Raw genomic sequence first — 11,069 nt, 5'->3', positions numbered from 1 at the left:
ACCGGGCGCAGCACTAGACCGGGTAGCCGGCGTCACCCGGCAGCAGGAAGGCCACCTCGTCGTCCTCCCCCACCACGAGCCTCGGCAGCACCGGCCCGATCGTGCGGGGGGCCGTGAGCGCCGCCTCCACGTCGGCGTGGTCGGCCAGGTCCGCCAGCGCCGCCGCGGTCGGCGGCAGCAGGCCCAGCCCACGGTCCAGCGCCTCCTGCGGCCGCACCCAGAGCCGCCGGTCGGCCTCACCGCCGACCTCCCGGCACACCTGCCCCTCCGGCATGCGGGCGACGAAGAAACGGGTGTCGAAGCGCTTGGGCTCGGCCTCGGGGGTGATCCAGTGCGCGAGCGGCCGGAGCAGGTCGGCACGCAGGACCAGACCGCGCCGCGCCAGCAGCTCCGACAGCGACTGTGCACGCCCCTCGAGGGCCCCCCGCTCGGCCTCCCACTCGTCGGTGCTGACATCGGCCAGCAGCTCCGAGGCGGAGGCTCCGGCCAGCAGCACCCCCGCCTCCTCGAAGGTCTCGCGTACGGCGGCGCAGACGAGCGCGCGGGCCAGCGGCTCCCCGCACCCGAAGGCGGCGGCGAACTCCCTCGCCGGCGGGCCGCACCAGGCCACGGTCGCGTGTGCGTCCGCCGGGTCGACCGCCCCACCGGGGAAGACGTGCATTCCACCGGCGAACGCCATCGCCCGTACACGGCGCAGCAGGTACACCTCGGGCCCGCCGGAGGCGTCGCGCAGCAGCGCCACGGTCGCTGCGTCCCGGGTCGGCGGGACGGCGAGCTCGCCGCGCTTCATCGCCCGCGCGCGCTCGAACAGCTCCGGTGGTGGGCTGCCGGCCGGCACGGTCAGGCCTGGACGCGCGCGGTGTCTACCGCGACGGTGATCTCGACCTCGACGGGCGCGTCGAGCGGCAGCGACGCCACCCCCACGGCGGCCCGGGCGTGCTGTCCCGCGGCCCCGGGGAAGACCTCGCCGAGCAGTTGTGAGGCGCCGTTGACGACGGCCGGCTGACCGGTGAAGTCCGCGGTCGAGGCGACGAAGCCGACGATCTTGACGACCTGGACCACGGCGTCCAGACCGACCAGCGCATCGATGGCGGCCAGGCCGTTCAGCGCACAGGTGCGGGCCAGCGCCTGGGCCTGCCCGGCCGTCACGAGCGCGCCGACCTTGCCGACCGCCGCCAACTCGCCGTCCACCATCGGCAGCTGCCCCGAGGTGAAGACGAGGTCGCCCGCGCGCACGGCGGGCACGTAGGCCCCGACCGGCGGGACCACCGGCGGCAGCGTCAGTCCCAGCTCGGTGAGCCGGTCCTGCACCGTCACGTGGGTCGCTTGAGGTAGGCGACCAGCTGCTCGCCCCCGCCGGGCCCGGGCACGACCTGGACGAGCTCCCAGCCGTCCTGGCCCCAGTTGTCGAGGATCTGCTTGGTCGCGTGGACGAGCAGGGGAACCGTCGCGTACTCCCACTTCTGCATGGACGGAGGGTACGACCTGGCCGGACCGGAGCGGCTAGCTGGCCTGCCCTTCGCTGGTCTTTCCCTCCGCCACCCGCTTGCGAAGCAGGCGCCGGCGCTCCAGTTCGTTCAGACCGCCCCAGATGCCGTGCGGCTCCTGCACCGTCAGGGCGTACTCCAGGCACTCGGCCTGCACCTTGCAACTGTCACAGAGGGCACGGGCCGCACCTTCACGGGCGGACTTCTCCTCCTTGCGCTCGAAGTGCGAGGGGGCGAAGAAGTAGCCGGCGTTCTTCTGCCGGCACTGCGCGTCGACACGCCAGGTCGGCTCGGTCAGCCGGTCGACCGCCAGTCGAGGGATGTGCATGTGCTTTCTCCCGCAGGTCCAGGACCCAGCTGTGGGCCGGGTCACACCGTGGTATTCGGTACGCCGTCCCGCGTTCCTGCCGGCCGTTCCCGATCGGTTGCAGACCGCGGCTCCGTCGGTGCCGGCGCGGCGACCGGTGCCCGGCGGCTCAGCCCCGGCGGCTTAGCCTTGGGCCGTGGCGGACTTCCCGGACGTGCGGCTGCACGTCGTGACCGGCAAGGGCGGCACCGGCAAGACCACCGTCGCCGCCGCGCTGGCCCTCGCCCTCGCGGGCGGGGGCAACCGCGTGCTGCTCGCCGAGGTCGAGGGGCGCCAGGGCATCGCCCAACTGTTCGACTGCCCGCCGCTGCCGTACGAGGAACGCAAGGTGGCGGTGGCCCCGGCCGGCGGCGACGTCTACGCCCTGGCGATCGATCCTGAGGACGCGCTGCTGGACTACCTCCACATGTTCTACCGGTTGTCCCGCACGGGCGTGGCGGCTCGCACGCTGCGCCGGATGGGCGCGATCGACTTCGCCACCACCGTCGCCCCGGGCCTGCGTGACGTGCTGCTCACGGGCAAGGTCAAGGAAGCGGTCGTCCGGCAGGACAAGGCCGGGCGCCGGGCCTACGACGCGGTCGTGCTGGACGGCCCGCCCACCGGCCGGATCGCGCGCTTTCTGAACATCAGCTCCGAGATGAGCGGCCTGGCCAAGGTCGGCCCGCTGAAGAGCCAGTCCGATGGTGTGATGGCTGTGCTGCGCTCGCCGACGACCGCCGTCCATCTCGTCACCCTGCTCGAGGAGATGCCCGTGCAGGAGACGCTCGACGGCGTCGCCGAGCTGCGCGGGGTGGGCCTGCCCGCGGGCGGCGTCGTGGTCAACGCGGTGCGCGCGCCGCTGCTCCACCCGGCCGACCTGCGGGCCGCCGAGCAGGGCCGGCTGGACCGGGCGGCCCTGGCCGCCGGCCTCGAGCAGGCCGGGCTGGGCTCGCCGGAGCAGCTCGTGCAGGCACTGGCTGCCGAGGCGGGCGACCACGCGGCCCGGGTCGCGCTGGAGGAGCGGGGCCGGGACGCGCTGGCCGCCCTGGACCGCCCGTCCTACGAGCTGCCGCGACTGGCCGAGGCCGTGGATCTGGCCGGGCTCTACGAGCTGGCCACGATGCTGAAGGCGCAGGGGCTCGGGTGAGTTCACCGGTGCTGGAGGTCGACGCCGTGCTCGACACCGCGAGGATCCTGGTCTGCACCGGGGCCGGTGGCGTCGGCAAGACCACCACGGCAGCCTCGCTCGCGCTGCGGGCCGCCGAGCGCGGCCGCCGCACGGTTGTCTTGACCATCGACCCGGCCCGGCGGCTGGCCCAGTCGATGGGCCTGTCCGAGCTGGACAACAGCCCTCGCCGGGTCGCCGGGATCGACGGGACGAGGGGCGGCTCGCTCGACGCAATGATGCTCGACATGAAGCGGACGTTCGACGAGATCGTTCTCACCCACGCCGAGCCGGGCAAGGCGCAGGCGATCCTGGACAACCCCTTCTACCAAGCCCTCTCGTCCTCCTTCGCCGGCACCCAGGAGTACATGGCGATGGAGAAGCTCAGCCAGCTCGAGGCCACCGGCGCGTACGACCTGATCGTCGTGGACACGCCCCCCACCCGGTCCGCCCTGGACTTCCTGGACGCGCCCGAACGGCTGACGACCTTTCTCGACGGCCGCATGATCAAGATGCTGCTCGCGCCGGCGAAGGCCGGCGGCAGGGCCTACCTCAAGGTCGTCAGCGCCGGCTTCACCGTCTTCACGAACGTGCTGACCAAGATCATCGGCGCCTCCGTCCTGCAGGACGTCTCCCAGTTCGTCGCCGCGCTCGAGACGATGTTCGGCGGTTTCCGCGAGCGGGCGCAGGCGACCTACGACCTGCTCAAAGCGCCGGGCACGGCCTTCGTCGTGGTCGCCGCGCCCGAGCGCGACGCGCTGCGCGAGGCGGCCTACTTCGTCGAGCGGCTGGCGCAGGAACAGATGCCGCTGGCCGGGCTGGTGGTCAACCGGGTGCACCGCTCGGGCAGCGCCTGCCTGACGACCGAGCGGGCACTGGGGGCCGCGCAGGCACTGGAGGAGTCCGGCGGCCACGAGCTGGCCGCCGCCGTCCTGCGGCTGCACGCCGAGCGCCGGACGCTGGCCGCGCGTGAGCGGCGGCTACAGGAGCGCTTCTCCGGCGCCCACCCGGGGGTGCCGGTCGTCGAGGTCGCCGCCCTGCCGGGCGACGTGCACGACCTGAACGGCCTGCGGGCGATCGGCGCCGACCTGGCCGCCGGCGTCCCCGCGTAGCGGGATCCGGCTAAACCGCCTCGGCGGAGGTGCCGTGCTCGGCGCGCGCCTGCTCGAGCAGCACCCGCCAGCTGCGCACGTCCGGCCGGCGGCGCAGCAGCGCCCGGCGCTCGCGCTCGGTCATCCCGCCCCAGACGCCGAACTCCACCCTGTTGTCGAGCGCGTCGGACAGGCACTCGGTCCGGACGGGACAGCCCATGCAGACCGCCTTGGCGCGGTTCTGGGCGGCTCCGGTGACGAAGAGCTCGTCGGGGTCGGTGTCGCGGCAGGCGGACCGGGCGATCCAGGCCTGCGAGGTGTCCAGCGCGGTAACGGTCATGCGGAGCGTCCTGACGTGAGGCGGGCGCCGGCGAGGGGTCCGGCGCCTGTACAACGTAGAAGCGCCCGGAAGGTCACGGCAGTCCCCGAAGTGCTCATCTTCGGCTGACCCGTTGGGACCAGCCCGGACCTTTCGGGCACCGGAGCCTCCCGCAACAGCCGGTCCGACGGGGCACGGCGCCGTATCCTGAGGGCGTGTCCCGCCCCTCCCGACCACCCGCGCCTGCGCCGGTCCGGCTCGTGTACGCCCTGCTGATCAGCGCGCTGACGGGCCTGCTCCTGGCCGGCGCGGCCTTCCCGGTGATCGGCGGGCTCGGCCTGGTCGCCAAGGCGGGAGCCGACGAGTTCCTCGTCCTGCCGGAGGACTTCCAGATCACCCCGCTGGCGCAGCGCAGCAAGATCCTGGCCTCGGACGGGTCGCTGCTGGCGATCCTCTACCGCGAGAACCGCGTCCTCGCCGAACTGCGCTACATCCCCGACCTGACCCGCAAGGCGTTCATCGCCGTCGAGGACTCGCGCTTCTACGCCCACAACGGCGTGGACTACAAGGGGACCCTGCGCGCCGCGATCGAGAACGCGCAGGCCGGCGGGGTCAGCCAGGGCGGGTCGACGCTGACCCAGCAGTACGTCAAGAATGCCCTCCTGCAGGCCGCGGACGACAAGGCGGGGCAGGACGCCGCCCGGGAGGTCACCCTGGACCGCAAGCTCAAGGAGGCGCGCTACGCGCTCGCCATCGAGAAGGAGTTCAGCAAGGACGAGATTCTCGAGCGCTACCTGAACATCGCCTACTTCGGCAACGGCGTCTACGGCATCGGGACGGCGGCCACCTTCTACTTCGGCAAGCCGGCCAAGGACCTCGATCTCACCGAGGGTGCGCTGCTGGCCGGCATCGTGCAGAGTCCCGGCCGCTTCGACCCGGTCAGGGCCCGGCAGGACCCGCAACAGATGCAGCGGCTGCTCGACCGGCGCAACCTGGTGCTGCGCCGGATGGCGCTCGAGGGGTTCATCACCGAGATCGAGCGGGCCGAGGGCACGGTCGTGAAGCCGAAGTTCAAGATCAGCCCGGTGGGCAGCGGCTGCGAGAACCCCGCCGTGGCCGCGCCGTTCTTCTGCGACTACGTGCGCCGGATCCTGGAGGAGAGCCCCGCGCTCGGCCGCACCCGTCAGGAGCGCCAGGAGCGCCTGCTCGCCGGCGGCCTGACCATCAAGACGACGCTCGACCCGGTGGTGCAGCAGGCGGCACAGCGGGCGGCCGACGAGAAGGTGCCGCGCGAGGACCCCTACCAGGCTGCCACCGCCGTCAACAGCGTCGAGCCGGGGACCGGCGACATCAAGGCGATGGCGGTCAACCGGTTCTTCAGTGAGGAGAAGAAGCCCGGGCACACCAAGGTCAACCTGGCGATCGGCGGCTCGAGCGGCATGCAGGCCGGCTCGACGTTCAAGCCGTTCGTCCTGACCGCAGCGCTGCAGCAGGGCATACCGTTGTCCCTGAGCTTCTTCTCGCCGAACAAGTACACCTCCGACGTCTTCCTGAACTACACCAGGGACGGCATCGAGCCCTACACGCTCAACAACGCCGGGGACTCCCAAGCGGGCACCTACGACCTGCGCAGCGGCACCTGGAACTCCGTCAACACCTTCTACGTGCAGCTGGCGGAGCGCACCGGCGTCGAGCCGCCGGCCGCGATCGCCGAGTCGCTGGGCCTCAAGCAGTTCAAGGACGGAGAGCCCACCGAGCCGCTGCTGCGCGGCGGAGCCTTCACCCTCGGCGTCGACGACGTCAGCCCGCTGGCGATGGCCGGCGCCTACGCCACCTTCGCCGCCCGCGGGCTCTACTGCCCGCCACGCGCCGTGACCGAGGTGCTCGACAACCGGGGCCGGCCGATCCTGCTGACCGACTCGCCCTGCAAGCAGGTCATCGAGCAGGGCATCGCCGACACCGTCACCGACGTCCTGCGCGGCGTCGTCGAGTCGGGCACCGGCAAGGGCGCCTCGATCGGCCGCGCAGCCGCCGGCAAGACCGGCAGCACGAACGGCTCACGCGCCGCGTGGTTCGCCGGCTACACGCCGGAACTCGCGACGACGGTGTGGGTGGGCAAGCCACAGCCGGAGAACATGCAGCGGGTACGGATCAACGGCCGGTACTACCCGCAGGTCTACGGCGGGACGCTGCCCGCGGCGATCTGGAGGCAGGCCATGAGCGGCGCGCTCGAGGGTGTCCCTGTCGGCCGGTTCGCCGGCGCCGACAGCGACGTCGTGGCCGGCCAGCAGCTGGAGGTGCCCGACGTGCGTGGGCAGCCGTACGACGTCGCGGTCCGGACGTTGACCGAAGCGGGCTTCGGCATCCGCGACGGCGGCCGGGTCAATGCGGCGCCGGTCCGGCGCGGCGCGGTGGCCTACACCTCTCCGCGCGCCGGGAGCACCGTGCAGGCCGGCCGGACGGTCACGATCTTCACCTCGAACGGCCGGGAAGCGGTCGTCGAGCCGGCTCCCGCTCCCCCGCCGGAGCAGCGGCCGGCCGGTGGTGAGCCGGCCGACGCCCCGGGTGCGGATCCTCCCGGCAACGGCAGGGGCAACGGCAGGGGTAACGGCTGACCGGCGGCTGACCGCGGTCAGCTCGCGAGCGCCGCCCGCACAGCCGCGGCGACCCGGCCGCCCTCGGCCCTCCCCGCGACCTTCGGGCCGACGACCTTCATGACCGCACCCATGGCCTGCGGGCCGCTCGCACCGATCTGCAGGACTGCCTCGTCGACCACGGCCACCAGCTCGTCGTCGGACAACTGGGCCGGCAGATACTCGGCCAGCACCTGCTCCTCGGCCAGCTCCCGCTCGGCCCGCTCGTCGGCCCCGCCGGAGCGGAACGCCTCGGCCGCCTCCCGCCGCTTCTTGGCCTCGCGCGCGAGCACGGTGAGCTCCTCGTCGGCCGACAGCACGCGGGCCGACCTGCCGGCGACCTCCTCGTTGCCGATCGCGGTGAGCACCATGCGCAGCGTGGCGGTGTGCAGCTCGTTCCGAGCCTTCATCGAGGCGGTGAGATCCTGCTGCAGCCGATCCTTGAGCTCGCCCATGAGATCCGACCCTACGCGGCCGGCGCCTAGGGTGGCCAGGTGCGCCTCCGCCCCCTCGCCGCTCTCGCCGCGGTGGGGCTGGCCTGGCCCTTCGTCGAGCCGCACCTGCCGGTCCTGCGGCGGGTGACGGTGCCCGTGCTGCCGCCCGGGTGGGCCCCGCTGCGCCTGCTGCACGTCTCCGACCTGCACCTGCTGGCCCGGCACACCCGGCGCGCGAACTGGGTGCGACAGCTGGCCCGCCACGAACCGGACCTGATCGTCTCGACCGGCGACCACGTCTCCTCCGCCGCTGCGATCCCCCTGCTGACGGACACCTTCGCCGCACTGACGGCTCAGGGATCGCCCGGCGTCTTCGTGCCCGGCAACAATGACTACTTCACACCGGTCCTCCCCTCGCCACTGGGCTACCTGCGCGGCGGCCCGCCTCGCCGGCGCAGCGCCGACCTGCCCTGGTCGCGGGCCGCGGCGCTCCTGGAGGAAGTCGGCTGGACCGACCTCACGCACCGGCGGGTGACGCTGCAGGTGTGCGGGCGGCCGGTCGTGCTCACCGGCACCGACGACGCACATCTGCGCCGCGACCGCTACGGGCTGGTGGCCGGCCCGGTCGGCGGCTTCGGGCTCGGCATCACGCACACACCGCAGCGGGCCCTGCTCCGGTCCTACGCCCGGGACGGCCACGCGCTGATCCTCGCCGGGCACAGTCACGGCGGCCAGCTGCGGCTGCCCGGTGCGGGTGCGCTGGTGACCAACTGCGACCTGCAGCGGTGGCGGGCGCGGGGGCTCACCCGCGGCGAGGGTGGCTGGCTGCACGTCAGCGCCGGGCTGGGCTCCTCGCCGTACCTGCCGGTCCGGTTCTGCTGCCGTCCGGAGGCGACGCTGCTGGACCTGGTGCCGGCCGGCTGACCGCGACGTCCGCTAGTCTGGGCCCTGCAAGTGACCGGGGTGTGGCGCAGCTTGGTAGCGCGCTGCGTTCGGGACGCAGAGGTCGCAGGTTCAAATCCTGTCACCCCGACAGCGGCTCCACGCCAGGAGAGCCCAGCGGTCCCGGGAAGGGCATCGGCGTCGCCGCCGGTGCCCTTCGCTGTGTCCAGGGCCGGTGCAGCAGAATCATTTGATGACCACCCCGCTCTGGGAACGGCGCTTCCGGGCGCCCCGCGTCTCGCTGCCGGACTGGGCGCGGGACGCGCCGCACCGCTGTCTCTACGTCGCCAACCCCACCGGCACCTTCGAGTTCTACGCCTGGGACCGCGAGACCGGCAGCATCCGCCAGGTGACCTCCCGCGCACACGGCACCAGCGAAGGCGCACTCTCGCCGGACGGCGAGCAGGTGTGGTGGTTCGACGACACCGACGGCGACGAGTTCGGCCGCTGGCGTCGCCAGCCGTTCACCGGCGGCCCGGACGAGGACGCGGCCCCGGGCGTGCCGGCCGGCTATCCGGCCGGCCTCGCGGTCGCACGGAACGTCGTGCTGGTGGGCTGCTCGACCGACGACGGCTCCAGCATCCACCTGGTCCGGGACGGCTCGACAGCGGTGCTCTACTCCAGCGAGCACGACGCCGACCTGGCGGGGCTGTCCTGCGACGAGCGGCTGGTCGTCCTGGAGCACTCCGAGCACGGCGACTCGCGGCACCGCGCGCTGCGCGTGCTCACCCTTTCGGGCGGGGTCGTGTGGGAGCGCTGGGACGGTGAGGGGCGGGGGCTGTCCGCCGTCGGCTTCTCCCCGGTCGTCGGCGACACCCGGCTGCTCGCCGTGCACGAGCGCGAGGGTCGGCCGCTGCCCTTCGTCGTCGAACCGACCACGGGGGTGGAGGTGCACCCGGACCTGTCCGGTCTGGAAGGCGATCTGGACGCCGACTGGTATCCGGACGGCTCCGCTCTGCTGGTCCGCGCCGAGGCGCGCGGGCGCTCCACGCTGCACCGGGTGACGCTGACGGGTGAGGTGAGCGAGCTGCCCACCCCGACCGGCAGCATCGGGGACGCGACGGCCCGGCCGGACGGCGCGGTGGAGTACTCCTGGTCCTCGGCCGCGTTGCCGACGGTCATCCGCTCCACCGGTGGCCAGGTGGTGCTGGCGCCGCCGGGGGACTCCGCGCCGGCGTCGGTGCCGGTGAGCGACGCGTTCGTGGAGGGTCCGGGCGGGACGGTGCACGCGCTGCTCGCGACGCCGCCGGGAGTGGGGCCGTTCCCGACCGTCTTCCTTCTGCACGGCGGACCGACCTGGCACGACAGCGACAGCTTCGCGGCCGACCGCGCGGCGTACGTCGACCTCGGCTGTGCGGTCGTGCACGTCAACTACCGCGGCTCGACCGGCTACGGGGCCGCCTGGCGCGACGCCCTCACCGGCCGGCCCGGGTTGACCGAGCTCGAGGACGTCGGGGCCGTGCACGACTGGGCGGTCGCCACCGGCCTCGCCGATCCGGGCGGCTGCGTCCTGGCCGGTGGCTCCTGGGGCGGCTATCTCTCGCTGCTCGGGCTCGGCACCCAGCCCGACCGCTGGGCCGCCGGCGTCGCCGCCGTCCCTGTCGCCGACTATCTCGCCGCGTACGAGGACGAGATGGAGCCGCTGCGGGCCTTCGACCGTTCGCTGTTCGGGGGGTCACCGAAACAGGTGCCGGAGCGCTACGCGCGCAGCTCGCCGATCACCCACGTGGACGCGGTGCGCGCGCCCGTGCTGATCCTCGCGGGAACCAACGACCCGCGCTGCCCGATCCGGCAGATCGACAACTGGGTCGCGGCGGCGCAGGAGCGCGGCGCGACCGTGCAGGTCTACCGCTTCGAGGCCGGGCACGGGTCGCTCGTCGTCGACGAGCGGGTGCGGCAGATGCGGGTCGAGCTGGAGTTCGTGGCGAAGACGCTGGGCCTGGCCGGACCCGTCTGAGCCCGCCTCAGTCCTTGCCTCCCTTGCCCTTGCCTCCCTTGTCCTCGTCGTCGTCCTCGTCGTCGTCCTTGTCCTTGTTGTCCCTGTCGTCCTCACGGGCGGCCTGCTCGGCCTTGCGCCGCTCCTGCTCGAGCTCCCGGCGCGCCTGCTCTGCCTCCGCCTCCAGCCGCCGACGCTCCAGCAGATCGGCGTCGATCTGATCCGCACCGGCGTGCACGGCCCGGACGAGAGCGGTCAGCCGCCCCGCCTCGTCCTCGGTCAGCTCGTCGCGGCCGGCCTGCGCGGTCACCGTCGCGCGCAGCGCATCGGCCAGTTTCCGCACCTCGTCCGCGTCGCGGACATTGGCCGCCTCGGTCAGCGCCGCGACCTGGGCTCGCCGGGCTTCCGCAGGGCTGGTCCCGCAGCCGGCGAGGAGCGCGACCCCGACGACCGCCACGAGCAGCTGCGGCGGCGGCCTCACGCCGTCGGCTCGGGAGACGGCGCCGGCTCCCGGCTGCGCGGTGGGCCCTTCTGTGAGGCCTGCGCGGGTGACGGCGAGCTCTCGGACGGGGGCAGCACGATCCCGATGCTCTGCGTCGGCTCCGGTTCCTCGGTCTTCTCCGGTTCGGGCTCCTCCGTCGGTTCGGGCTCCTCCGTCGGCTCGGGCTCCTCCGTCGGCTCGGGCTCCTCCGTCGGCTCGGGCTCCTCCGTCGGCT

The 11,069-nt window shown here is 73.4% G+C and carries 13 protein-coding genes and 1 tRNA gene; 6 read left to right on the top strand and 8 right to left on the bottom strand.

Translation table 11 applies throughout. The annotated features are described in order from the left end of the window. Positions 1-13: 13 nt before the first annotated feature. Genes WD794_13985 through WD794_13970 form a run of 4 tightly spaced genes read right to left on the bottom strand, consistent with a single transcriptional unit; the run spans position 14 to position 1,815 of the window. The gene (locus WD794_13985; protein ID MEX2291417.1) at positions 14-838 is read right to left on the bottom strand and encodes an NUDIX hydrolase; all 825 of its coding nucleotides are present in this window, start codon (positions 836-838) and stop codon (positions 14-16) included. A 2-nt stretch (positions 839-840) separates the two neighbouring features. Next, positions 841-1,317, bottom strand: a complete 477-nt coding sequence (locus WD794_13980) for a RidA family protein (GenBank protein ID MEX2291416.1) — start codon at positions 1,315-1,317, stop codon at positions 841-843. Continuing rightward, positions 1,314-1,469, bottom strand: a complete 156-nt coding sequence (locus WD794_13975; protein ID MEX2291415.1) for a DUF4177 domain-containing protein — start codon at positions 1,467-1,469, stop codon at positions 1,314-1,316. Before WD794_13975 ends, WD794_13980 begins: the two co-directional genes overlap by 4 nt. Positions 1,470-1,503: 34 nt before the next feature. Next, entirely contained in the window at positions 1,504-1,815 is a 312-nt protein-coding gene (locus tag WD794_13970) for a WhiB family transcriptional regulator (protein ID MEX2291414.1), read from the bottom strand. A gap of 175 nt (positions 1,816-1,990) precedes the next feature. Between WD794_13970 and WD794_13965 the strand changes: the two genes are divergently transcribed. Then, on the top strand, positions 1,991-2,980 hold the full coding sequence (locus WD794_13965) for an ArsA-related P-loop ATPase (GenBank protein MEX2291413.1): 990 nt from the start codon (positions 1,991-1,993) through the stop codon (positions 2,978-2,980). After that, positions 2,977-4,110 (top strand): ArsA family ATPase, encoded by a 1,134-nt coding sequence (locus WD794_13960; GenBank protein ID MEX2291412.1) that lies wholly within the window; start codon positions 2,977-2,979, stop codon positions 4,108-4,110. Before WD794_13965 ends, WD794_13960 begins: the two co-directional genes overlap by 4 nt. 10 nt (positions 4,111-4,120) lie before the next feature. Here the strand turns inward: WD794_13960 and WD794_13955 are convergent, their stop codons facing one another. Continuing rightward, positions 4,121-4,429 carry a WhiB family transcriptional regulator gene (locus WD794_13955; GenBank protein ID MEX2291411.1) on the bottom strand — a complete coding sequence of 103 codons (309 nt, stop codon included), beginning with the start codon at positions 4,427-4,429 and terminating at the stop codon, positions 4,121-4,123. 194 nt (positions 4,430-4,623) lie between these two features. Here WD794_13955 and WD794_13950 point away from each other — a divergent pair, with 194 nt between their 5' ends. Further along, on the top strand, positions 4,624-7,023 hold the full coding sequence (locus tag WD794_13950; protein ID MEX2291410.1) for a transglycosylase domain-containing protein: 2,400 nt from the start codon (positions 4,624-4,626) through the stop codon (positions 7,021-7,023). Positions 7,024-7,040: 17 nt separating this feature from the next. Here the strand turns inward: WD794_13950 and WD794_13945 are convergent, their stop codons facing one another. Then, positions 7,041-7,496 (bottom strand): GatB/YqeY domain-containing protein, encoded by a 456-nt coding sequence (locus tag WD794_13945; GenBank protein MEX2291409.1) that lies wholly within the window; start codon positions 7,494-7,496, stop codon positions 7,041-7,043. 39 nt (positions 7,497-7,535) lie between these two features. On the opposite strand from WD794_13945, the gene WD794_13940 reads away from it, so the two are divergent. The 3 genes from WD794_13940 (at position 7,536) to WD794_13930 (ending at position 10,374) form a co-directional block, all read left to right on the top strand. Next, positions 7,536-8,399, top strand: a complete 864-nt coding sequence (locus WD794_13940) for a metallophosphoesterase (GenBank protein MEX2291408.1) — start codon at positions 7,536-7,538, stop codon at positions 8,397-8,399. 35 nt (positions 8,400-8,434) lie between these two features. Further along, positions 8,435-8,508, top strand: a tRNA-Pro gene (locus tag WD794_13935). 102 nt (positions 8,509-8,610) lie between these two features. Beyond that, entirely contained in the window at positions 8,611-10,374 is a 1,764-nt protein-coding gene (locus WD794_13930; protein ID MEX2291407.1) for a prolyl oligopeptidase family serine peptidase, read from the top strand. Between the two features lie 7 nt (positions 10,375-10,381). Here the strand turns inward: WD794_13930 and WD794_13925 are convergent, their stop codons facing one another. Beyond that, the gene (locus tag WD794_13925) at positions 10,382-10,834 is read right to left on the bottom strand and encodes a hypothetical protein (GenBank protein MEX2291406.1); all 453 of its coding nucleotides are present in this window, start codon (positions 10,832-10,834) and stop codon (positions 10,382-10,384) included. Then, positions 10,831-11,069, bottom strand: a 239-nt coding sequence (locus WD794_13920; protein ID MEX2291405.1) for a signal recognition particle-docking protein FtsY, incomplete at its 5' end; no start/stop codon positions are given. The genes WD794_13925 and WD794_13920, both read right to left, overlap by 4 nt.

Source organism: Mycobacteriales bacterium, from assembly GCA_040902655.1.
GTDB lineage: Bacteria > Actinomycetota > Actinomycetes > Mycobacteriales > SCTD01 > SCTD01.
This window is presented reverse-complemented; position numbering and strand designations above follow the sequence as displayed.